The sequence below is a fragment of the Bhargavaea massiliensis genome (assembly GCF_050480245.1).
Lineage (GTDB): Bacteria > Bacillota > Bacilli > Bacillales > Anoxybacillaceae > Anoxybacillus.
In genome coordinates this window covers 15,070-36,572 of sequence record NZ_JBCNEQ010000048.1, presented here as the reverse complement: position 1 = coordinate 36,572, position 21,503 = coordinate 15,070, and the positions used below count along the sequence as shown (strand labels likewise).

Annotated in this window: 24 protein-coding genes and 2 tRNA genes; 25 read left to right on the top strand and 1 reads right to left on the bottom strand. The window is 40.4% G+C overall.

All coding sequences use genetic code 11. The annotated features are described in order from the left end of the window. The first annotated feature begins 20 nt into the window (after positions 1-20). The 3 genes from ABEV15_RS09885 to ABEV15_RS09875 are packed head-to-tail and all read left to right on the top strand — an operon-like array spanning position 21 to position 2,367. Positions 21-782, top strand: a complete 762-nt coding sequence (locus ABEV15_RS09885; protein WP_429632748.1) for a ParA family protein — start codon at positions 21-23, stop codon at positions 780-782. Then, complete coding sequence (locus ABEV15_RS09880; RefSeq protein WP_498853094.1) at positions 775-1,638, top strand: ParB/RepB/Spo0J family partition protein; 864 nt, start codon at positions 775-777, stop codon at positions 1,636-1,638. The genes ABEV15_RS09885 and ABEV15_RS09880 overlap by 8 nt, the downstream gene beginning before the upstream one ends. Before the next feature lie 24 nt (positions 1,639-1,662). Next, the gene (locus ABEV15_RS09875; RefSeq protein ID WP_429632745.1) at positions 1,663-2,367 is read left to right on the top strand and encodes a DUF554 domain-containing protein; all 705 of its coding nucleotides are present in this window, start codon (positions 1,663-1,665) and stop codon (positions 2,365-2,367) included. On the opposite strand, the gene yyaC is transcribed toward ABEV15_RS09875, so the two are convergent. Next, on the bottom strand, positions 2,359-2,949 hold the full coding sequence (gene yyaC / locus ABEV15_RS09870) for a spore protease YyaC (RefSeq protein WP_429634980.1): 591 nt from the start codon (positions 2,947-2,949) through the stop codon (positions 2,359-2,361). The two genes, ABEV15_RS09875 and yyaC, sit on opposite strands and share 9 nt — an antisense overlap. Positions 2,950-3,047: 98 nt before the next feature. Between yyaC and ABEV15_RS09865 the strand changes: the two genes are divergently transcribed. The 22 genes from ABEV15_RS09865 (at position 3,048) to rlmH (ending at position 21,425) form a co-directional block, all read left to right on the top strand. Next, the gene (locus ABEV15_RS09865; RefSeq protein WP_429632741.1) at positions 3,048-3,371 is read left to right on the top strand and encodes a hypothetical protein; all 324 of its coding nucleotides are present in this window, start codon (positions 3,048-3,050) and stop codon (positions 3,369-3,371) included. Between the two features lie 223 nt (positions 3,372-3,594). After that, positions 3,595-4,470, top strand: a complete 876-nt coding sequence (locus ABEV15_RS09860) for a mechanosensitive ion channel family protein (protein ID WP_498853093.1) — start codon at positions 3,595-3,597, stop codon at positions 4,468-4,470. A gap of 41 nt (positions 4,471-4,511) precedes the next feature. Beyond that, positions 4,512-4,688 carry a DUF951 domain-containing protein gene (locus tag ABEV15_RS09855; RefSeq protein ID WP_198525516.1) on the top strand — a complete coding sequence of 59 codons (177 nt, stop codon included), beginning with the start codon at positions 4,512-4,514 and terminating at the stop codon, positions 4,686-4,688. A 20-nt stretch (positions 4,689-4,708) separates the two neighbouring features. Then, entirely contained in the window at positions 4,709-5,809 is a 1,101-nt protein-coding gene (ychF, locus tag ABEV15_RS09850; RefSeq protein WP_429632737.1) for a redox-regulated ATPase YchF, read from the top strand. Positions 5,810-5,918: 109 nt separating this feature from the next. Continuing rightward, positions 5,919-6,206, top strand: a complete 288-nt coding sequence (rpsF, locus tag ABEV15_RS09845; RefSeq protein WP_004893235.1) for a 30S ribosomal protein S6 — start codon at positions 5,919-5,921, stop codon at positions 6,204-6,206. Between the two features lie 26 nt (positions 6,207-6,232). Then, the gene (gene ssb / locus ABEV15_RS09840) at positions 6,233-6,724 is read left to right on the top strand and encodes a single-stranded DNA-binding protein (RefSeq protein ID WP_429632735.1); all 492 of its coding nucleotides are present in this window, start codon (positions 6,233-6,235) and stop codon (positions 6,722-6,724) included. A 32-nt stretch (positions 6,725-6,756) separates the two neighbouring features. Continuing rightward, positions 6,757-6,993 carry a 30S ribosomal protein S18 gene (rpsR, locus tag ABEV15_RS09835; RefSeq protein ID WP_003397568.1) on the top strand — a complete coding sequence of 79 codons (237 nt, stop codon included), beginning with the start codon at positions 6,757-6,759 and terminating at the stop codon, positions 6,991-6,993. Between the two features lie 61 nt (positions 6,994-7,054). Continuing rightward, positions 7,055-7,987 carry a YybS family protein gene (locus ABEV15_RS09830; protein WP_498853092.1) on the top strand — a complete coding sequence of 311 codons (933 nt, stop codon included), beginning with the start codon at positions 7,055-7,057 and terminating at the stop codon, positions 7,985-7,987. A gap of 21 nt (positions 7,988-8,008) precedes the next feature. Then, positions 8,009-9,982: a DHH family phosphoesterase gene (locus ABEV15_RS09825; RefSeq protein WP_429632731.1), complete on the top strand. Its 1,974-nt coding sequence runs from the start codon at positions 8,009-8,011 to the stop codon at positions 9,980-9,982. Further along, positions 9,979-10,428, top strand: coding sequence for a 50S ribosomal protein L9 (gene rplI / locus ABEV15_RS09820; RefSeq protein ID WP_429632729.1), 450 nt, complete (start codon positions 9,979-9,981; stop codon positions 10,426-10,428). Before ABEV15_RS09825 ends, rplI begins: the two co-directional genes overlap by 4 nt. 76 nt (positions 10,429-10,504) lie before the next feature. Then, positions 10,505-11,869: a replicative DNA helicase gene (gene dnaB / locus ABEV15_RS09815; protein ID WP_429632727.1), complete on the top strand. Its 1,365-nt coding sequence runs from the start codon at positions 10,505-10,507 to the stop codon at positions 11,867-11,869. 115 nt (positions 11,870-11,984) lie between these two features. Beyond that, a complete protein-coding gene (locus ABEV15_RS09810) occupies positions 11,985-13,271 on the top strand; it encodes an adenylosuccinate synthase (protein WP_429632725.1) in 1,287 nt (428 codons plus the stop codon). 96 nt (positions 13,272-13,367) lie between these two features. Then, positions 13,368-13,443, top strand: a tRNA-Asp gene (locus ABEV15_RS09805). A 286-nt stretch (positions 13,444-13,729) separates the two neighbouring features. Then, positions 13,730-13,802, top strand: a tRNA-Phe gene (locus ABEV15_RS09800). 100 nt (positions 13,803-13,902) lie between these two features. Continuing rightward, positions 13,903-14,607 carry a response regulator YycF gene (yycF, locus tag ABEV15_RS09795; RefSeq protein ID WP_429632723.1) on the top strand — a complete coding sequence of 235 codons (705 nt, stop codon included), beginning with the start codon at positions 13,903-13,905 and terminating at the stop codon, positions 14,605-14,607. Between the two features lie 4 nt (positions 14,608-14,611). Next, positions 14,612-16,426, top strand: a complete 1,815-nt coding sequence (gene walK, locus ABEV15_RS09790; RefSeq protein WP_498853091.1) for a cell wall metabolism sensor histidine kinase WalK — start codon at positions 14,612-14,614, stop codon at positions 16,424-16,426. Between the two features lie 5 nt (positions 16,427-16,431). After that, complete coding sequence (locus ABEV15_RS09785; protein ID WP_498853090.1) at positions 16,432-17,760, top strand: YycH family regulatory protein; 1,329 nt, start codon at positions 16,432-16,434, stop codon at positions 17,758-17,760. Next, positions 17,747-18,532 (top strand): two-component system regulatory protein YycI, encoded by a 786-nt coding sequence (locus tag ABEV15_RS09780; protein WP_429632717.1) that lies wholly within the window; start codon positions 17,747-17,749, stop codon positions 18,530-18,532. Before ABEV15_RS09785 ends, ABEV15_RS09780 begins: the two co-directional genes overlap by 14 nt. A gap of 5 nt (positions 18,533-18,537) precedes the next feature. After that, positions 18,538-19,326 (top strand): exodeoxyribonuclease YycJ, encoded by a 789-nt coding sequence (locus ABEV15_RS09775; protein ID WP_429632715.1) that lies wholly within the window; start codon positions 18,538-18,540, stop codon positions 19,324-19,326. 117 nt (positions 19,327-19,443) lie between these two features. Beyond that, positions 19,444-20,652, top strand: a complete 1,209-nt coding sequence (locus tag ABEV15_RS09770) for a S1C family serine protease (RefSeq protein WP_498853089.1) — start codon at positions 19,444-19,446, stop codon at positions 20,650-20,652. A gap of 54 nt (positions 20,653-20,706) precedes the next feature. After that, positions 20,707-20,862, top strand: coding sequence for a CxxH/CxxC protein (locus ABEV15_RS09765; RefSeq protein ID WP_004893206.1), 156 nt, complete (start codon positions 20,707-20,709; stop codon positions 20,860-20,862). A gap of 83 nt (positions 20,863-20,945) precedes the next feature. After that, entirely contained in the window at positions 20,946-21,425 is a 480-nt protein-coding gene (gene rlmH, locus ABEV15_RS09760) for a 23S rRNA (pseudouridine(1915)-N(3))-methyltransferase RlmH (protein ID WP_192949113.1), read from the top strand. Positions 21,426-21,503: the final 78 nt, after the last annotated feature.

The following is a 21,503-nucleotide window of genomic DNA, read 5'->3' as shown; positions in this document are numbered from 1 at the left end:
AGCAAAGGATGGGGAGCATTGTGGGGAAAATTATTGCGATTGCCAATCAAAAAGGCGGTGTTGGCAAAACGACGACAGCGGTAAATTTATCTGCTTGTCTAGCTCATATGGGGAAGAAAACGTTGCTTGTCGATATCGATCCGCAAGGAAATGCGACAAGCGGTATTGGTGTGGAAAAACATGAAATTGAACAATGTGCTTATGATCTGCTAGTTGACGAAGTAGACGTACGTCAAGTTATTCGTCCAACAAATATCGATCGTTTACATATTATTCCTGCCACCATTCAACTAGCTGGTGCCGAAATCGAACTCGTTCCGATCGTTTCGCGGGAAGTGCGCTTACAAAAAGCGTTAAGCTCGATTAAAGATGCATATGATTTTATTATTATCGACTGCCCACCTTCACTCGGATTGTTAACGATTAATGCTTTAACTTCAGCAGATACGGTATTAATTCCTGTTCAATGTGAATATTACGCATTGGAAGGACTTAGTCAATTATTAAATACGATCCGTCTCGTGCAAAAGCACTTAAATTCGAATTTACGCATTGAAGGTGTGTTGTTGACGATGTTTGATGCTCGCACAAATCTAGGCATCCAAGTCATTCAAGAAGTGAAGAAGTATTTTCGCGAAAAAGTGTATGAAACGATCATTCCGCGCAACGTTCGGCTAAGTGAAGCACCAAGCCACGGAAAGCCGATTATTTTGTATGATGCGAAATCGCGGGGGGCGGAAGTATACGCAGATTTTGCGAAAGAGGTGATCGCAAATGGCTAAAGGGCTTGGAAAAGGCATTCATGCTCTTTTTACTAATTTAGAAGCAGAAAAAGGGGAAACGGTTCAAGAAATTGATATTCAACAACTTCGGCCAAATCCGTATCAACCGCGCAAAACATTTCATGAACAAGCGTTAGAAGAATTGAAACAATCGATTATAGAACACGGAATTGTTCAACCGCTCATCGTTCGCCAGACGATCAAAGGTTATGAAATTGTTGTAGGTGAGCGGCGCTTTCGGGCAGCGCAATTGGCAGGAATGAAAACTGTTCCAGCGGTTGTGCGTGAGCTTTCTGACGAAAAAATGATGGAGATTGCGCTGCTTGAAAACTTACAGCGTGAAGATTTAAATCCAATTGAAGAAGCAACAGCATATCAATTGTTGCTCACACGATGCAAATTAACGCAAGAAGAGCTAGCTAAGCGTTTAGGAAAGAGCCGCCCGCATATTGCTAACCATCTTCGCCTTCTTTCGCTTCCAAATGACGTTCAGCAAATGATTGAAGAAGGTACACTATCGATGGGACACGGTCGCGCGTTATTAGCATTAAAAAACAAACAAAAGCTTTCAGCGGTCATTCAACGCGTTATTCGTGAATCGCTTAATGTTCGACAACTAGAGGCACTTATTCAACAACTAAATGAAAATGTTCCACGTGAAACATTGAAAAAGAAAGAAGAGAAAAATATATTTTTAACGCAAAGCGAAGCGCTGTTACGCGAACGGTTAGGAACGTCAGTATCCATTAAAAAACATCGAAAAAAAGGGAAAATTGAAATCGAATTTTTCTCTGAGGAAGATTTGACACGTATTTTGCAATTGTTAAACGCATACGATGAGCATATTGAGGAATAAAGAATGAATAGGATGTGACACATTTTGGCTTTACTTGGCACGCTCGTTAACGGCATATGTATTATTATTGGCGCGCTGTTAGGGGCAGTTTTCCGCAACATCCCTGAGCGCGTAAAATCAACGGTGATGAACGGGATTGGGCTTTCCGTTGTCGTTCTTGGTGTGAAAATGGGGTTAGAAAGCAATCAGTTTTTAATTGTAGTTATTAGTTTAGTTTTTGGTGGAGCGTTAGGGGAAATATGGGATATTGAAGAAAAGCTCGAAAGATTAGGAAAATGGATGGAAAGACGAATCGGATACGGGGAAGAAGGGATGATTTCCAAAGGATTCGTTAATGCAACGCTTTTATTTGTTGTCGGTTCGATGGCCATTGTCGGTGCGCTACATAGCGGGTTAAGGGGTGATCATCTCGTACTATATACAAAATCCATTTTAGATGGCTTTGCGAGCATCATCTTAACCGCTACGTTTGGCATCGGCGTTCTTTTTTCGGCTATTCCTGTCGTCGCCTATCAAGGATCCATTGCCCTGATGGCTACGCAAATTGACCGTTTCATTCCGCCAAGCGTTCTCGAGGCATTTATTGCTGAATCGACCGCGACAGGCGGAATTTTAGTTATTGCGATTGGATTAAATATGTTACAACTTACATCTGTTCGCGTAGCAAATTTATTGCCAAGCATTTTAGTGAATGCGCTGATCGTCGCTTTGATGCATATGTTATTCTGATAGCTTATATTTCAACTCATTTCGCTGCAACGATGCAAACCGTTGTTGTTTTTTCAATTGCATTCCGGCTTCATAAATGCCTGTTGCAATCGTTTCGGCCATATTCATCACTAAATGAAGACGAGTATTTTGGAGCACGAAAAATTCCATAAATCCGCTCACATTGACAATACCGGTAATATGGGCATCACCGACAGAAGGGAGATTTTTATTGACAGCGGCTCCCGGTTTTAATGGGCCTTTTTCAACTGTAACCATCCCGATGTTTTTGACGCGTCCAAGACAAGCATCAACAGCGATAATAAATGCATGTTTATGTTGTTGTTGAATGTCTTTCAGTTTGTCTTCTAAATTAACGGCATGAATCGGATCTTTTAACGTTCCATACACATAAAAAGGCAACGTTCCTTTTTGTTCAAGCATCATGCCGACAAGTGGGCCGAGCGAATCGCCCGTCGAACGATCGGTGCCGATGCAAACGATGACAATTGGCATATGTGTAGAAGTTGGCAGTAAATATAACAGCGATGATGCGAGTTGAGCCGCTGCATTCGGTTGGTCGTAAAAAAATTTATTTTGCATACGTTCGTTCCCTCCTCCGATTAAATGACGTGGTAACAGTATACGGAAAAATGTGAATATATATACATTGAACATAGGAGAAAATTCCAGCGCTACAAATGCAAGCAAAATATTGTTACAAGAAGCGGTTAAACAATACATCGAAAATCAAAAGAACGTATAAAGGAAGTGGTGTCGCTGGCGAAAACAAAAACCAAAAGTTATGTGCTGACGTTGAAACTCAAAAAAGAACTATGGCAGGCGCACAATTAGAGAAACGTTTTGAAATTGGCAGAAAAATATTCATGAATGTGAAAGACAATCGAAAAGAAATAGATAGACACAAATGTTTAGAGAGATGGGATCAATTTATTCGACTGCATGATGAAGAAATCAAACGACTTCATCTTCATCCATGTGTCGTAAGTAGTATGGGAATTTAAATGATAAAAAGCGTCTTGAATCGGGCGCACAGGGCGATAAGTACCAGTGAGGTGTTTGCCCATGAAAGTCTTGTGGAACAAGGGTGAGTTCTACACACAGGTGTACGAGAAACCCTTTTGTACGCAAGAACCCCGTGGCTTTAGCCATCGGGAGGTTCAGAATAACTTATGTGCAAACAAAGAAGCTTGTATAGGTTATTTTGCTACAGCGGAGGTGGCTTGAATGGAGCAAATGAAAAAAATATATGACCGTATTGTTGAACAAATATTAGAAGGTGACTGGCTCGTCACAGTTGGTGTTAGCTTGTTTAAAATCATAGCGATTATTTTATTGGCTTCGATTTTATTAAAGGTTGTCAAATTAACAATTACGAAGTTTTTTGCTGTTCGGCAAAAAGCACCGATTCGCTTATCTGAACGAAGGGAAGCGACGTTGATGCGCTTATTAAACAATATTGCTACGTATAGCATTTACTTTATTACGCTTATGATGATTTTAGACGCATTAGGCGTCAATATTCGTGCTATTTTAGCAGGTGCTGGAATCGTTGGGCTTGCTGTTGGATTTGGGGCACAAAACCTCGTTCGCGATATTATTACTGGATTTTTTATCATTCTCGAAGATCAGTTTGCAGTCGGGGATTATGTACGCATCGGTACATTTGAAGGACATGTTGAAGAAATTGGATTGCGCACAACGAAACTGAAAAGCTTTACTGGTGAAGTGCATATTTTGCCGAACGGAACAATTACACAAGTGACAAACTTTTCTTTAAGTAATAGCGTTGCCGTTGTCGATGTAAGTATTGCTTATGAAGGGGATCTGGAAAAGGCAGAAGCTGTCATTCGTGAAGTGTTAGAAGAAATGCCGAGTAAATATGAAGATATTGTAAGTCCTCCGGAATTGTTAGGTGTACAAAATTTAGGACCATCTGAAGTGGTCATGCGCATTACATGTGAGACGAAGCCAATGTGCCATTGGCATATTGCTCGCGCCTTGCGAAAAGAAATTAAGCTTCGTTTGGACGAGCGTGGAATCGAAATTCCATTCCCTCGTTTAGTTCTTTATAATCGTGAACAACAAGCAGAACGTGCTTAAACAAAGGAAGGGAGTGTGCTATATTGAATAAGGAGTATGGCATGCATGATATCGTCGAAATGAAAAAGGCACATCCTTGTGGTACAAATCGTTGGAAAATCATCCGAATGGGCATGGATATTCGTATCAAATGCGAAGGGTGCGGCCATAGCGTCTTGTTGCCGCGGAAAGAATTCGAGAAAAAAATGAAAAAAGTGCTTGTCAAACATGAGGAATAGACAAAGAGAGGAGTATAATGATGGGTTTAACAGCAGGAATTGTTGGTCTTCCGAACGTCGGAAAATCAACGTTGTTTAATGCGATTACAAAAGCAGGCGCTGAGTCTGCGAACTATCCGTTTTGTACAATCGAACCAAACGTTGGGATTGTCGAAGTGCCAGATGAGCGACTAAAAACGTTGACGAAACTATTTAATCCAAAACGTACTGTTCCGACGGTGTTTGAATTTACAGATATTGCTGGTATTGTAAAAGGTGCAAGCAAAGGTGAAGGGCTAGGAAATAAGTTTTTATCTCACATTCGCCAGGTTGATGCCATTTGCCAAGTTGTTCGTTGTTTTGCTGATGAAAATATTACCCACGTGGCTGGAAAAGTAGATCCGATTGCCGACATTGAAACGATTAATTTAGAGCTTATTTTTGCTGATTTAGAAACAGTAGATAAGCGAATTGACCGTGTTGGCAAAATGGCTAAGCAAAAAGACAAAGAAGCGGTATTTGAATATGACATTTTAAGTAGACTGAAGGAAACATTTGAAGCTGGAAAACCGGCCAGAACGCTTTCGTTTACAGAAGAGGAAATGAAAGTTGTAAAGCAATTACATTTATTAACGATCAAACCGATGTTATATGTCGCCAACGTTGGCGAAGAAGATTTAGCTGATCCAAACAGCAACGAGTACGTCCAACAAGTAAAAGCATTTGCGAAAGAAGACAATGCGGAAGTCATCGTCGTATGCGCAAAAGTCGAAGCCGAGATGGCAGAGTTAGACGATGAAGAAAAAGAACTGTTTTTGCAAGAACTCGGAATTGAACAATCCGGTTTAGACCAACTCATTCGTGCATCATACAGCTTGCTCGGACTAGCGACATACTTTACAGCAGGTGAACAAGAGGTGCGCGCATGGACGTTCCGTAAAGGAATGAAGGCACCGCAATGTGCTGGCATTATTCACTCTGATTTTGAACGAGGATTTATTCGTGCAGAAACCGTATCGTATGAAGACTTAGTTGCAGCAGGATCGATGGCTGCTGCCCGTGAAGCAGGAAAAGTACGATTAGAAGGAAAAGATTACGAAGTGCAAGATGGCGATATTATTCATTTCCGTTTTAATGTCTAATCTTGCATATGAAAGATGTTCGTGATATAATCATCAAATGTGAGTAATGATATATTGCTCCTTGCTCTGTAAAGAGCCGTGTAGACCAAAAGGAGGTGACTGTGTCGTGATGAGAAAGTACGAAATTATGTACATTATCCGTCCAAACATGGAAGAAGAAGCGAGAAAAGCAGTTGTTGAACGTTTTAACAACGTTTTAACTGAAAATGGCGCGGAAATTACGAACGTAAAAGAATGGGGTAAGCGTCGTCTCGCTTATGAAATTCAAAAATTCCGTGACGGTTACTACATGATTTTAAACGTTGTTGCGAAGCCAGCGGCAGTTCAGGAATTTGACCGTTTAGCACGCATCAGCGAAGATATCATTCGTCATATCGTCGTGAAGGAAGAAGAATAATTTCCTCATGAATAGGAGTGGTTCTGATGATTAATCGCGTAATTCTCGTCGGAAGACTGACGAAAGATCCAGAATTACGCTATACTCCAAATGGAGTTGCTGTTGCCACGTTTACGCTAGCGGTGAACCGAACATATACAAACCAACAAGGTGAACGTGAAGCAGATTTTATTAACTGTATCGTTTGGCGCCGACAAGCTGAAAATGTGGCCAACTACTTGAAAAAAGGTAGTTTAGCTGGAGTAGAAGGTCGAATTCAAACGAGATCGTACGAAAACCAAGAAGGAAAACGAGTATATGTGACAGAGGTTGTCGCCGATAGCGTGCAGTTTTTAGAGCCGCGAGGTGGCGGTGAGCAACGTGGCATGGCATCAGGCAGCTATGGCGAGCCGTTTCCATTTGGATCAAATCAGAACCCGAACCAAGGACGTAGCAGCGGATTTAGTCGAATTGATGATGATCCATTTGCGAACGATGGACAACCAATTGACATCTCGGACGATGATTTGCCGTTTTAATATAACATTAATTGGAGAAAGGAGGATATATAATGGCAGGACGTAAAGGTGGACGCACAAAACGTCGTAAAGTTTGCTACTTTACTGCAAACGGAATTACACACATCGACTACAAAGATGTAGACACATTAAAGAAATTCATTTCTGAGCGCGGTAAAATTTTACCTCGTCGCGTAACAGGTACGAGTGCAAAATATCAACGTAAGTTAACGATTGCGATTAAGCGTGCTCGTCAAATGGCTTTACTACCATACGTTGCGGGCGAATAAAAAGAAAAAGCAGTAAGGGGGACGAAGCCTTACTGCTTTTTGTTTTCAAGGAGGGAAAAAAGTGAAAAACACACGCGTATTAACAGAAGGAGCGGTGCAACTTGCCATTTTTACAGTGCTCCTTTTACTTAGTTTATATATGCCGGTTTTTGGAATGGTCACTACGTTTTTTTTGGCGATCCCCTTTCTTTTATTTACGATGCGCCATACATATAAAAATGGCTTGCTTTTACTTGCTGCATCATTTGTCCCATCCATTTGGTTCGGTTCGTTTTTGTCTATTCCGATGACGTTTATGTTTGCAAGCAGCGGAGTTGCGATGGGGCATGTTTGGCGCAAAAAGGGTGAAAAATATGCTGTTTTACTTGTTGGCACACTTTCTTTTTTACTTAGTATGATTATAATTTATGCGAGCTCTGTTTTGTTTTTCGATATTCACATCGGCAAACAAATTGAAGACATGATGCAACAATCATTTCAAAGTGCAAAAGCGGTGTTAGAGCAACTAGGACAGCCGGTAAATGAGCAGTTTGAAAAAACGATGAAACAAACGATGGACGTTGTCATCGATTTATTGCCGACTGCATTCGTCTTTGCAGCTGCATGCTTTGCTTGGATTACTCAACAAGCTGCCTTACCTATTTTAAAACGCTTAAACATGCCGATCGGTAATTGGCAGCCGTTTCGCGAGCTCGTTTTACCGAAAAGTTTGTTATGGTACTATTTAGCGGTTATGCTTTTGTTATTTGTCCCAATCGAGCACGGTTCATTTCCTTATGTTGCGTTGCTTAATTTGTTTCAAATTTTACAGCTACTTATGACCATTCAAGGATTTTCGTTCGTTTTTTATTGGATGCACCATAAAAAAATGGGGCGTAAAGGCGCTATTGCCATTGTCGTTCTATCGCTATTTTTCCCTTTTTTACTTCACCTCGTGCGAATATTAGGTATAATTGATTTAGGATTTGATTTGCGAAAGAGGTTAAAAGATTGATGACGCAAGGAGCTGACGTTCATGTCCAGTTTGTATGAAAAGCAGAAGCATCGCTATCCCCTGTACGTTTTGATCAGCATTACGTTTGTATTGCTTATCGTCGTTACGTACTTTGAATGGATGATCGGGATAGTTGCTGCTGCGCTCCTTGGCCCTACATTATTTCACGTATTTCGATCATATAAAGTCGCTCAAGAAGAAATTGAAGATTATATTTCTACTCTTTCATACCGCATTAAAAAAGTTGGGGAGGAAGCGTTAATGGGCATGCCGATTGGCATTATGCTCATTAACGATGAGTTAGAAATTGAGTGGACAAACACATTTTTATCTTCTTGCTTTGGGGTTGATACGTTAGTTGGTCAATCGCTATATGAAGTCGCTGAGCAACTTGTTCCGCTAATGAAAAAAGAAGCGACTGAAGAAGTCATTACATTACACGGTCGAACGTTTAAAGTGGTTATTCGCCGAGAGGAACGTTTACTTTACTTTTTTGATATAACAGAACAAGCAGAGTTAGCGAAAAAATATGAGCAAGAAAAAATCGTGCTAGGCGTCATTTTTCTTGATAACTATGATGATGTGACGCAAGGAATGGATGATCAAAAGAAAAGCCAACTAAACAGTCAAGTGACATCCATTTTAAACAATTGGGCAAGCGAATACGGCTTATTTTTAAAGCGTACGTCGTCAGATCGATTTGTTGCTGTATTGAACGAGCATATTCTACAAAAGCTTGAGAAAAATAAATTTTCTATTTTAGATGAGGTGCGCGAACAAACAGCTAAAAATCATGTGCCGCTAACGTTAAGCATCGGAATTGGAACAAATTCTTCGTCTTTACCGGAACTAGGTGCATTGGCACAGTCGAGCTTAGATTTGGCGCTTGGGCGCGGTGGTGACCAAGTAGCGATTAAACAACCGAATGGCAAAGTGAAATTTTATGGCGGGAAAACGAATCCGATGGAAAAGCGGACAAGGGTTCGAGCTCGCGTCATATCGCATGCGTTAAAAGCGCTCATTTTAGAAAGTGAACAAGTATTTATTATGGGGCATAAATATCCCGATATGGATGCAATTGGTTCGGCCATCGGTATTTTAAAAGTGGCTCAAATGAATGAGAAAGAAGCGTTTATTGTTATTGATACGAGCCGAATTGATTCCGGTGTACAACGATTGCTTGAAGAAGTGAAAAAGCAAACGGAGCTCTGGTCGCGGTTCATTTCCCCCGAGCAAGCGTTAGAGTTGGCGACAGAAGATACGTTGCTCGTTGTTGTCGATACGCATAAACCTTCGCTCGTGATTGAAGAGCGTCTATTGTTGCGTTTAGATCGGGTTGTTGTCATTGACCATCATCGTCGTGGAGAAGAATTTATTGAAGATCCGATCCTCGTTTATATGGAGCCGTATGCCTCATCAACGTCAGAGTTGGTGACGGAATTGTTGGAATACCAGCCGAAGCGTTCGAAATTGTCTATGCTTGAAGCGACGGCTTTATTAGCTGGCATTGTCGTCGATACGAAAAGTTTTACGTTGCGAACAGGATCGAGAACGTTCGATGCCGCCTCATACTTGCGGGCGCAAGGGGCGGATACAACGCTTGTCCAAAAGTTGTTAAAAGAAAATATTGAGCATTACGTGAAGCGTGCTAAAATAATTGAGAACGCTATCATTGATGAACACGGTTTCGCAATTGCCAAAGGAAATGCTAACGAAACGTATGACCCTGTTTTAATTGCTCAAGCTGCAGATACGTTATTATCTTTACATGGTGTCATCGCATCGTTTGTCATTTCGAAGCGGAACGATCAAACGATTGGAATCAGCGCCCGTTCGTTAGGAGATGTCAATGTTCAGTTAATTATGGAAAAACTTGATGGTGGTGGTCATCTCACGAATGCGGCCACTCAGCTTGCCAATATTACAATCGATGAAGCAGAAAAGCGATTGAAGGAAGCCATTCGAGAATATATTGAAGGAGGTAAGGAAACATGAAAGTGATCTTCTTAAAAGACGTGAAAGGAAAAGGGAAAAAAGGAGAAGTAAAAAACGTTGCGGACGGTTATGCACAAAACTTCTTATTTAAACAAGGGCTTGCGATTGAAGCAACGCCAGCGAATTTAAAAGCGTTAGAAGCGCAAAAAAACAAGCAAAAGAAAGAAGCCGAAGAGGAATTGGCTCGCGCAAAACAATTGAAAGAAAAAATTGATACATTAACAGTTGAACTATTTGCGAAAGCTGGTGAAGGAGGGCGTCTATTCGGTTCCGTCACAAGCAAGCAAATTGCTGAAGCACTTCAACAACAACATGACATTAAAATTGATAAACGAAAAATTGAACTTGATGATGCGATTCGGGTGCTTGGATATACAAATGTACCAATTAAGCTTCATCCAGAAGTGACTGCAACGTTAAAAGTACATGTACAAGAGCAAAAGTAATGAAATGTGATTTTATGCCGGATGTTTTCCGTGCATATAATCACATTTTTCTTATGAGAAAGGACGGTGAGCGTACATGAACGACGTATTTGCTGATCGACTCCCCCCACAAAATATTGAAGCTGAACAAGCTGTGCTCGGAGCGATTTTATTGGAGCCATCCGCGCTCACAACCGTTTCAGAAATATTAATTCCAGAAGATTTTTATCGAGCTGCCCATCAGAAAATATTCCGGACGATGTTGCACTTATCTGATCGTGGCGAACCTGTTGATTTAGTGACGGTTACATCAGAACTAGCAGATGCAAACGCGCTCGAAGAAATAGGGGGCGTTTCATATTTAACGGAGCTGGCAAACGCGGTTCCGACAGCAGCAAACGTGCAATATTATGCAAAAATTGTAGAAGAAAAATCCATTTTGCGTCGTTTAATTCGCACCGCTACATCTATTGCTCAAGACGGTTATACGCGTGAAGATGAAGTCGAAGATGTGTTAAATGAAGCTGAACGTAAAATTTTAGAAGTATCGCAACGAAAAAATACGAGCGGATTTCAAAATATAAAAGATGTGCTTGTTCAAGCATACGACAACATCGAAATGCTCCATAATCGTAAAGGCGAAATTACTGGCATTCCAACCGGTTTTATTGAGCTTGATCGGATGACGGCAGGATTTCAACGGAGCGATTTTATCATTGTCGCTGCCCGTCCGTCTGTCGGAAAAACAGCGTTTGCGTTAAATATCGCTCAAAATGTAGCGACAAGAACAGGTGAAAACGTGGCCATTTTCAGCTTAGAAATGGGAGCACAACAGCTTGTGATGCGTATGCTTTGTGCAGAAGGAAACATTAATGCGCAAAACTTGCGGACCGGCAAACTTACACCAGAAGATTGGGGAAAGTTGACGATGGCGATGGGAAGTCTTTCGAATGCTGGTATTTTTATTGACGATACTCCGAACATTCGTGTAAGTGAAATTCGCGCCAAATGTCGTCGCCTAAAACAAGAACAAGGGCTTGGAATGGTATTGATCGATTATTTACAACTCATTCAAGGAAGCGGGCGAAATCGCGAAAATCGTCAACAAGAAGTATCGGAAATTTCGCGCTCGCTAAAAGCGCTAGCTCGTGAATTAGATGTTCCTGTCATTGCTTTGTCTCAGCTTTCTCGAAGTGTAGAGCAACGTCAAGATAAACGGCCGATGATGTCGGATTTGCGTGAGTCCGGAAGTATTGAGCAAGACGCAGATATTGTCGCCTTTTTATATCGCGATGATTACTACGATAAAGAATCGGAAAACAAAAATATTATTGAGATTATTATTGCAAAGCAACGAAACGGTCCTGTTGGCACAGTACAGCTTGCCTTTGTTAAAGAGTATAACAAGTTTGTCAACTTAGAGCGCCGCTTCGATGATGCAAACGTTCCACCTGGAGCTTAATTTATACGAATAAAAAACATAAATGAATATATAAACGTTCGGTTTTTTATTGATTTTTCGTAGTTGATTTGGTACACTTACTTTGTTTGGAATTGATGAAGCGGAGGTGCTCGCTATGTCTTCGGTTGTTGTTGTTGGAACACAATGGGGCGATGAGGGAAAAGGAAAAATTACAGACTTTTTATCACAACATGCAGAAGTGATTGCACGATATCAAGGTGGAAATAACGCTGGGCATACGATTGTATTTAACGGCGAAAAGTATAAATTACATCTAATTCCTTCTGGCATTTTTTATAAAGATAAAATTTGCGTCATTGGCAACGGAATGGTGGTTGATCCGAAAGCGCTTGTGCAAGAATTAGCGTATTTACACGAGCGTGGAGTAAGTACGGAAAATTTACGCATTAGCAATCGCGCACATGTGATTTTGCCTTATCATTTAAAGCTTGATGAAGTAGAAGAAGAACGAAAAGGGGCTAACAAAATCGGAACGACGAAAAAAGGAATTGGCCCTGCTTATATGGATAAAGCGGCACGTGTCGGCATTCGAATCGCAGATTTGCTCGACCGCGAAGTGTTTGAAGAAAAATTAGCGCGCAATTTAGCAGAGAAAAATGTGCTTTTTGAAAAAGTGTACGGTGTTGAAGGATTTAAATTAGAACACATTCTTGATGAATATTATGAATATGGACAGCAAATTGCAAAGTACGTTTGCGATACATCTGTTGTATTAAATGATGCGCTTGATGAAGGGCGACGCGTTTTATTTGAAGGCGCGCAAGGCGTTATGTTAGATATTGATCAAGGAACGTATCCGTTTGTTACGTCATCAAATCCTGTTGCTGGTGGGGTTACGATTGGTGCAGGTGTTGGTCCGACAAAAATTAAACATGTTGTTGGTGTAGCTAAAGCATATACAACACGTGTTGGCGATGGGCCGTTTCCAACAGAGTTAAACAATGAAATTGGAGATCGCATTCGCGAAGTAGGTCGCGAGTACGGGACGACGACGGGACGCCCACGCCGCGTCGGTTGGTTTGATAGCGTCGTTGTTCGTCACGCGCGCCGCGTTAGTGGCATTACAGATTTATCATTAAACTCGATCGACGTATTAACAGGGATTGAAACATTAAAAATTTGTGTCGCTTACCGATACAAAGGACAAATCATTGAGGAGTTTCCTGCCAGCTTAAAAGTGCTAGCGGAATGCGAACCTGTATACGAAGAAATGCCAGGTTGGACAGAAGATATTACTGGTGTAAAAAGTTTAGACGAGCTTCCTGCTAACGCGCGCCATTACGTTGAGCGCATTTCACAATTAACAGGCATTCCGCTCTCGATTTTCTCTGTCGGACCAGACCGTTCCCAAACGAACGTTGTCCGTAGTGTGTATGCATAACAAAAAACGTCGATGATTCGTTCATCGACGTTTTTTTTAAAAACTATTGCTTTACTACTATTTTTATAATACAATAAAACATGTCTTTTGAAATGCGGTTCCGTGGTGTAGGGGTTAACATGCCTGCCTGTCACGCAGGAGATCGCGGGTTCGAATCCCGTCGGAACCGCCATTTTTATTGAAATAGCAATGCGATAAAAATTGGGAAGTTAGTTATACATATGGCTCGGTAGCTACAAGTCAAGGCGTCAGTGTCGAGCTACGAGTTGTCCCGACGCATCACCCTTCTTTGAATAAACAAGTAGAGGAAGGGACACAGTCGGTAGAGCACGTTCGAATTGGCTTCTGTGCCAAGGCCTCAGCGTACCGCTCGACTAGCATCTTGAGTAAGCAAACGGAGAGCGGGACGAAGGACGTTGTTTCAAGTGGAATAGTATGGTGGAGAAAATTGTTTATATGGCTCGGTAGCTCAGTCGGTAGAGCAAAGGACTGAAAATCCTTGTGTCGGCGGTTCGATTCCGTCCCGAGCCACTTGCAAGCATAGATACGTATATGTGTCTATGCTTTTTTATTTTATAATAGTGACATGATACACTATATGTAAATATGCGTTTTGGGGGAGTGAGCATAAATGGAGAAAAAAATTTTAGTTGTTGATGATGAAAAACCGATTGCTGACATTTTGCAATTTAATTTAAGAAAAGAAGGATATGATGTATATTGTGCATACGACGGTGTTGAAGCATTACAAAAAGTAGAGGACATTCAACCAGATTTAATTTTATTAGATATTATGCTTCCACAAAAAGATGGGATGGAAGTATGTCGGGAAATTCGTAAAAAATACGATATGCCAATTATTATGTTGACAGCGAAAGATTCTGAAATTGATAAAGTGCTTGGGCTAGAGCTTGGCGCTGATGATTATGTAACGAAACCGTTTAGCACACGTGAATTGTTAGCGCGCGTCAAAGCGAATTTACGTCGCCACCAACAAACACAAGAACAAGATGTGAAAGAAATGAGCGAAATAAAAATCGGCTCGCTTACGATTCATCCAGACGCTTATACAGTATCGAAACGAGGTGAGCAAATTGAGTTAACTCATCGTGAGTTCGAACTTCTTCACTATTTAGCGAAACATATTGGGCAAGTGATGACGCGTGAACATTTATTGCAAACGGTATGGGGATACGATTACTTTGGCGATGTACGTACCGTTGATGTGACTGTTCGTCGCTTGCGTGAAAAAATTGAAGATAATCCTTCGCACCCGACGTGGATTGTGACAAGACGTGGAGTAGGGTATTATTTACGAAATCCGGAACAGGAGTAACCGCATGAGAAAAGTAAGCATATTTCAATCGATTCATGTGAAATTTGCGTTAATTTACATTTTGCTTATTTTAATTGCGATGCAAATTATCGGGGCTTATTTTGTGCGCCAACTCGAAGCGCAGCTTGTTGAAACCTTTAAAAACTCGTTGAATGAGCGTGTCACTTTGCTTGCTTATAACATCGAGCAAGAAATGAATAAGGAACGCGATAAAAAAAGCCCTACACTTGAAGAAAAAATTCGGACTATTTTACAAGATTTTGTTTCACAAGATATTTCTGAAGTGCGTGTTATTGATAATAAAAGCAAAATATTAGGTACATCGAATCCATACAATCAAAATATTGTAGGGAAACGAACGACCGATTTACTTATTAAACGAACATTGGTAGCAGGCGAGATGACGGAAAAGATGCTTGTTGATCCGAAAACAGGGCATCGCATGTATATTTCTTCTACACCAATTAAAGTCGGGGAGGAAATTAAAGGTGCTATTTATGTCGTTGCCTCAATGGAAAATGTTTTTGCGCAAATGAGACAAATTAATAACATTTTAGCAACAGGAACAGGAATTGCTTTAGTTATTACAGCATTGTTAGGCATTTTGTTAGCACAGACGATTACGCGTCCAATTTCGGATATGCGTAAACAAGCGGTTGCGATGGCAAAAGGTAATTTTTCACGAAAAGTAAAAGTATATGGATATGATGAAATTGGCCAGCTTGCGCTCAGCTTTAACAACTTAACGAAAAAATTGCAAGAAGCGCAAGCTACGACAGAAGGAGAGCGACGTAAATTAGAGTCGGTATTAACACATATGACAGATGGTGTCATTGCGACCGATCGAAAAGGGAGAATTATTTTAATCAATGATGCCGCCCTCAACATTTTAAATGTTTCACGTGAAACAGTGCTTTCTGCACCAATTGTGACGGTATTAGGGCTAGATGAACAATATACGTTCGAAACGTTAATTGAAGAACGTGAAACATTAATTTTAGATTTTAGTACAGACGAGGAAATGTACATTTTACGTGCCTCTTTATCTGTGATTCAAAAAGAAAAGGGATTTGTGAACGGATTAATTGTTGTGTTGCATGACATTACAGAACACGAAAAAATTGATCGTGATCGTCGAGAGTTTGTAGCGAATGTTTCGCATGAATTGCGAACGCCGCTCACAACGATGCGCAGTTATTTAGAGGCGCTTGCGGATGGAGCTTGGCGCGATGAAGAAATTGCTCCGCGATTTATCGAAGTGACACAAAATGAGACAGAGCGAATGATTCGTCTTGTTAACGATTTGTTACAGCTTTCTAAGCTCGACAGCAAAGACTATAAATTGAAAAAAACACGTGTACATTTTATTCCATATTTCCATAAAGTCATTAATCGATTTGAATTAACAAAAAAAGAAAATGTTTCGTTTGTTCGTGACTTTCCAGATGAAAAAATAATTGTTTATATGGATGAAGATAAAATTACTCAAGTGCTTGATAATATTATTTCGAACGCGCTTAAATACTCGCCACAAGGCGGAACAATTACGTTTCGTGTTGAAAAAGTAGAAGATTACATTCAAGTAAGTGTGAAAGATGAAGGTGTCGGTATTCCGAAATCCGATTTATCGAAAATTTTTGAGCGTTTTTATCGTGTCGACAAGGCACGTTCGCGTAAGCTCGGCGGAACAGGATTAGGTCTTGCGATTGCAAAAGAGGTTGTCGTTGCACATGGTGGACGTATTTGGGCGGAAAGTCAAGAGCGAAAAGGGACAACCATCTACTTCACTTTGCCGATTGAACAACAGAAAAAAGGATGAAAACGATGAAATACGAAACGATCAAGTCAATTGTATTGACGATTCTTGTATGTACGAGCGTTTTTTTAACGTGGGGTTTATGGACTTATCAACCGAAATATGATTTCATCGAAAACGCAAAATACATTCAAAATGTTCCTGTCAGTAATGTCGCCGTTGATTATGGCACAGTCATTCAGCCTCGTTATATTTTCATTCATAAAAATGAACAACATTATGGGATAACACATCATTCGGACATTTATAAATTTATGAAAGAGATGAAAAATTGGACATTCGATCATTTCGAAAACATATCAAGCACGATAAAGAAAGAACAATTTCTTTCCTTTATCCGTGGAAAAGGAAAAATTGAAATTATTTATCCCGATGACATACCGATTGAAATGTATCGAACGATGTTTCAGTTTGAAGATCAAGATGTTGAAAAAGTTCAGTTTGATCGTATCATTATTCCGATGAATGAAAATGAAGAAGAGATCAACGTCTACTTCGTTTCCGCAGATGAACGAAGCATATATCAAGCGGTTGCTCAAGATGCGTCGATTGAAAATTTAAAACAAACATATTATGCCCAAGCAGAGCGTTATACACCATTTTTATCGTATGACATTAGCAAAACAAAATCGCTATTTTTACCTGCTCGTCCGATCGTATTAAACCGATTGCAGTATTATATGGATGAATTAAGTACAGATCGATTTAAAGATGCATTATTTACAGATCCAAGTTTTGTGAAAAAAGATGTGCTCACTTTTGGTGAGGAATATACAGATGGTTCACGTTTAATGGATGTCGACTTTTCTAAAAAATTACTACTGTATGTCAATCCAGCGGCTCGTGGTGAGACACAAACTTCAGATCCAACGATTTTACAAAAGAGTATCGATTTTGTGAACGATCACGGCGGTTGGACGGATACGTATTATTTTGACCGCTTAGATGAAGACGATAAAAAGGTGACGTTTCGTTTGTTTGCCAATGGTTATCCTGTGTTTAATCGTTACGGAATGGCGGAAATTGTACAAATATGGGGAGAAAATGAAATTATCAATTATCAACGTCCGCTATTTACATTAGCTATTCCTGACCGCGTTAGCTTGCCAATTACGCTTTCGTCTGGGTATGAAGTCATTGATCAGTTGAAAAAACAAAAAAACATTGATCATGAATTAATTGATGACATCGCTATCGGTTACGAGCTCATTCGCGATTTGGAGCGAGAAAATATCGTCATGTTAGAGCCAGCTTGGTACTGTTTATATAACGGAACGTGGCGAAAAATTGTGATGACGACAGATGAACGAAGAGGGGATATCATTGGATTGGAGTAAAACAAAGACCATTTTTATTATTACGTTCCTCATTCTCGATATATTTTTAGGTTATCAATTTATTCAGAAAAAAAATAGTAGTCAGCTCGATGTCATTTTAGAAGCGACAATTGAAGAGCAGCTTGCAGCGGACGGCATTACATATGTCGATTTACCAAAAGAAATAACAAAAGCGACATATGTGAGCGGAAAAAGCAAAACATTTACGGAAGAAGAAATTAAGAAATTGCCGAACCAGCAAGTTGAATCCGCAAACGAAACCGTTTTGCAAGCTCATTTTATTCAGCCCGTTCCGCTACAAGATCCAAAAGACGGTTATCGGCTAACGGAATTTTTAAAGCAAAATATGATTGCTGGGGATCAATATACGTTTTGGAAGTATGATGAAGATTTACAAGCGCTCGTCTATTTTCAACAATACGATGGGAAAACGATTTACAAAAACGTAAGCAGCATGTTGCTTATTTATGTCAATGACCAAAAGGAGATGGTCGGCTATGAGCAAACGTTGCTCGTTGATTTAGAAAAGGATGAGAAAAAACAAGAAATTTTGCCAGCGATTAAAGCGCTAGAGACGTTGTATAAGCGAAATTACTTAAAGCCGGGCGATCGAGTAACAAAAATCGATCTTGGCTATTATGCACTTGTCCAATTTACTGCTTCGCAAGTATTAACACCGACGTGGCATGTTGTTGTGAATGGAGAAACGGATTATTATGTCAATGCATTTGAAGGACAAGTGATTAGTGATGAAAATAAAGTGTTGGAGTGAATGAGATGAGGTTTAGCGTTCTAGCAAGTGGTAGCACAGGAAATGCCTTTTATGTAGAAACGGAACGTGAACGATTGCTTGTTGATGCAGGGTTAAGCGGCAAACAATTAGAACAACTATTTGCTCATATTGATCGAAACATTCAAGATGTAACCGGCATTTTAGTGACACATGAACATAGCGACCATATTAAAGGATTAGGTGTCATTGCCCGTAAATATCGCCTTCCGATTTACGCAAATGAAAAGACGTGGAAAGCGATGGACGGGCTCATCGGGGACATCCCCTCTGAACAAAAATTTATTTTTCCGACCGGTACCGTTCGCACGTTCGGAGATATGGATGTCGAGTCATTTGGCGTGTCTCATGATGCAGCTGAGCCGATGTTTTATGTGTTTCATTATGGCGGAAAGAAACTAGTTTTGATTACGGATACAGGATATGTGAGCGATCGAATGAAAGGTGTCATTCGCCATGCCGATGTATTTGTGTTTGAAAGCAATCACGACGTGGATATGTTACGGATAGGGAAATATCCGTGGCATATTAAACGTCGCATTTTAAGCGATGTAGGGCACGTTTCAAATGAAGATGCTGGCTTTGCCTTAGCGGATGTTATTGGTGATCAAACAAAGCGCATTTATTTAGCTCACTTAAGCCAAGATAACAATATGAAAGAATTAGCGCGCATGACAGTTGCTCAGACGCTTGAAAGAAGAGGGGTGATCGTGGGAGAATCATTTCAACTTTATGATACGGATCCGGCTCGTCCAACAGAGCTCATTTCTGTATAAATTTCATCGTTTTTTCAACAATATATTGTATGTATATCATTAGACTAGATAGTTAGGAAAAAAGAGCATTATAATGAAAAATGAAGCAGCATGTTATAAAGAAAGGACGGGTGAAAGATGGGTTATTATGATGATCATTATGAACATATTCGTCAAAAACAAAAAGGCAATCGTGGAGGCGCTTTTTTAGCAGGGATAGTCGGGGCCATTTTAGGCGGTATGCTTGTCGTTGTCGCTATCCCTTCACTAGTGAAATGGGATGTCTTGCCTTATGAGCTCGAACAAACGGAAGAAAAACAAGTGAATGTAACAGAGCAACCAAAAGTAGATAAAAGTGTAGCTGTCGATGTTGTGACTCAAGTAACAAAAGCGGTGAATAGAGTATCGGATGCTGTTGTTGGCATTGTCAATATTCAAGAGGCGAGCTTTTGGTCGGAAGGTGGAGAAGCAGGAACTGGTTCGGGGGTCATTTATAAAAAAGAAGGAAATAAGGCATATATCGTAACGAACCATCACGTTATTGAAGGTGCAAGTCGTGTGGAAGTAAGTTTAAGCGACGGAGCAAAAGTACAAGCGCGCCTGCTTGGAAGTGATGTGTGGACGGATTTAGCCGTATTAGAAATTGACGCAAAACACGTAACAAATGTAGCTGAATTCGGCAACTCTGATGTCGTAAAAGTAGGAGAGCCAGTTATTGCAGTTGGTAATCCGCTCGGTTTGCAATTTGCGGGATCAGTTACACAAGGAATCATTTCAGGCGTAAACCGTACGATTCCAATTGATATTGATCAAGACGGTATTCCAGACTGGCATGCAGAGGTATTGCAAACAGACGCTGCCATTAACCCAGGAAACAGCGGTGGAGCACTTGTAAATATCGAAGGTCAAGTCATTGGAATTAACTCCATGAAAATTGCTCAAGAAGCTGTTGAAGGAATCGGATTATCGATTCCGATCAACTATGCAAAGCCAATTATTGCGGATTTAGAGAAGTTTGGGCAAGTTCGCCGTCCATATATGGGAGTTGAATTGCGCTCGTTAAGTGATATTCCAGCATATCATTGGCAACAGACGCTTCATTTGCCTCCTAACGTCACGGAAGGAGTAGCTATTTTACAAGTCGTACCGGGATCACCAGCTGCCCAAGCTGGTTTGCGTGAATTTGATGTCATTGTGGCATTAGATGACGAAAAAATTGCCGATGTGATCGAGTTAAGAAAACATTTATATAATCGCAAACAAATTGGCGATACGATGAAAGTAACATTTTACCGTGATGGCAAAAAGAAAACAGTCACATTGAAATTAGCAAAACAGTCGTTATAATGAAACGACAGGGAATTCCCTGTCGTTTCATTCATGAACAAGGAGTGATGCATTGTGTGGAAATGTTGTGAACAACATGTTGAACTCGCTATTGATATGTATGTGGATGAAAAACAACAAGCACCTGAAATATCAACAATTTCTGTGGATAAAAAAGAAGAAATATGCGATTTTTGTGAACAACGCGCTGTATATATAGTAGGGAACTAATGTTTCTACACAATATGTGGATTCGTGTTGTGGATATGTGGATAAAACTTGTGGATATTATGTTTGTAAAGTGGGGATCACTTGTGAATATATACATTATTGCCGTGGGTAAGTTAAAAGAGAAATATTTAAAACAAGGCATCGAAGAGTATATGAAGCGCTTATCAACATATGCGAAAATGGACATCGTTGAAGTAGCGGATGAAAAAGCGCCAGAACAGTTAAGCGAACAACAAATGGAGCTCGTCAAAAAGAAAGAAGGCGAGCGTATTTTAGCAAAAGTTACGGATGACATGCATGTGATCGCCTTAGCGATTGAAGGAAAAATGATGTCTTCTGAGCAGTTCGCTCAAACGCTTGATCGGTTAGCGACATATGGAAAAAGCAAAATTGCTTTTGTCATCGGTGGGTCGCTCGGCTTAAGCGATGACGTCATGAAACGGGCAAACGAATCCCTTTCGTTTTCAAAAATGACCTTTCCACATCAACTCATGCGTCTTATTTTAACCGAGCAAATTTACCGCGCATTCCGTATCAATCGCGGAGAACCGTATCATAAGTAAAAAAAAGCGGCTGAATTCAGCCGCTTTTTCCCCTTATAGAAACTTTACATGTAGAGGTGCACATGGTAGCCTTTTTAA

What these genes read in the sequence shown, in the direction of transcription:
- ABEV15_RS09880 (WP_498853094.1), top strand. Translation starts at nt 775, where the DNA reads ATGGCTAAAGGGCTTGGAAAAGGCATTCATGCTCTTTTTACTAATTTA.
- yyaC (WP_429634980.1), bottom strand. Translation starts at nt 2,949, where the DNA reads ATGCAAAATAAATTTTTTTACGACCAACCGAATGCAGCGGCTCAACTC.
- ABEV15_RS09865 (WP_429632741.1), top strand. Translation starts at nt 3,048, where the DNA reads ATGCAAGCAAAATATTGTTACAAGAAGCGGTTAAACAATACATCGAAA.
- ABEV15_RS09860 (WP_498853093.1), top strand. Translation starts at nt 3,595, where the DNA reads ATGGAGCAAATGAAAAAAATATATGACCGTATTGTTGAACAAATATTA.
- ABEV15_RS09855 (WP_198525516.1), top strand. Translation starts at nt 4,512, where the DNA reads ATGCATGATATCGTCGAAATGAAAAAGGCACATCCTTGTGGTACAAAT.
- ychF (WP_429632737.1), top strand. Translation starts at nt 4,709, where the DNA reads ATGGGTTTAACAGCAGGAATTGTTGGTCTTCCGAACGTCGGAAAATCA.
- rpsF (WP_004893235.1), top strand. Translation starts at nt 5,919, where the DNA reads ATGAGAAAGTACGAAATTATGTACATTATCCGTCCAAACATGGAAGAA.
- ssb (WP_429632735.1), top strand. Translation starts at nt 6,233, where the DNA reads ATGATTAATCGCGTAATTCTCGTCGGAAGACTGACGAAAGATCCAGAA.
- rpsR (WP_003397568.1), top strand. Translation starts at nt 6,757, where the DNA reads ATGGCAGGACGTAAAGGTGGACGCACAAAACGTCGTAAAGTTTGCTAC.
- ABEV15_RS09825 (WP_429632731.1), top strand. Translation starts at nt 8,009, where the DNA reads ATGTCCAGTTTGTATGAAAAGCAGAAGCATCGCTATCCCCTGTACGTT.
- rplI (WP_429632729.1), top strand. Translation starts at nt 9,979, where the DNA reads ATGAAAGTGATCTTCTTAAAAGACGTGAAAGGAAAAGGGAAAAAAGGA.
- dnaB (WP_429632727.1), top strand. Translation starts at nt 10,505, where the DNA reads ATGAACGACGTATTTGCTGATCGACTCCCCCCACAAAATATTGAAGCT.
- ABEV15_RS09810 (WP_429632725.1), top strand. Translation starts at nt 11,985, where the DNA reads ATGTCTTCGGTTGTTGTTGTTGGAACACAATGGGGCGATGAGGGAAAA.
- yycF (WP_429632723.1), top strand. Translation starts at nt 13,903, where the DNA reads ATGGAGAAAAAAATTTTAGTTGTTGATGATGAAAAACCGATTGCTGAC.
- walK (WP_498853091.1), top strand. Translation starts at nt 14,612, where the DNA reads ATGAGAAAAGTAAGCATATTTCAATCGATTCATGTGAAATTTGCGTTA.
- ABEV15_RS09785 (WP_498853090.1), top strand. Translation starts at nt 16,432, where the DNA reads ATGAAATACGAAACGATCAAGTCAATTGTATTGACGATTCTTGTATGT.
- ABEV15_RS09775 (WP_429632715.1), top strand. Translation starts at nt 18,538, where the DNA reads ATGAGGTTTAGCGTTCTAGCAAGTGGTAGCACAGGAAATGCCTTTTAT.
- ABEV15_RS09770 (WP_498853089.1), top strand. Translation starts at nt 19,444, where the DNA reads ATGGGTTATTATGATGATCATTATGAACATATTCGTCAAAAACAAAAA.